The organism is Stenotrophomonas sp. CASM114 (assembly GCF_049384325.1).
Classification (GTDB): domain Bacteria; phylum Pseudomonadota; class Gammaproteobacteria; order Xanthomonadales; family Xanthomonadaceae; genus Stenotrophomonas; species Stenotrophomonas muris.
In genome coordinates this window covers 1-290 of sequence record NZ_JBMRGJ010000056.1, presented here as the reverse complement: position 1 = coordinate 290, position 290 = coordinate 1, and the positions used below count along the sequence as shown (strand labels likewise).

The window sequence follows — 290 nt, the reverse complement described above, 5'->3', positions numbered from 1 at the left end:
CGGCGCGCCGTTCACCACGGCAACGGCACTGCTTCGCCGTTGGCGCGCTCGCCGTAGTACAGCGAAGGCAGCAGCCGCGACAGGAAACTGAACTCCGTATAGCAGTGCCTGAGCAGGCCCAGGCCGACCGCGTCGCCGGCATCGCGACGCGGATCGGCGCTATCCAGGCCGAGCACGAAGCGGCTGCGCAGCACGCAGCCAAACGGCGTATCGCGCGCCACATGCAGCATCTGCCCATCGCAGGGATCGCCCTGTACATCCAGACGCACGTGATCACCGAAGCCGATGCG

Annotated in this window: 1 protein-coding gene; it reads right to left on the bottom strand. The window is 67.6% G+C overall.

The annotated features are described in order from the left end of the window. Positions 1-11: 11 nt before the first annotated feature. The coding region (locus VG566_RS20445; protein ID WP_423172695.1) for a DAPG hydrolase family protein at positions 12-290 on the bottom strand (279 nt) is incomplete at its 5' end.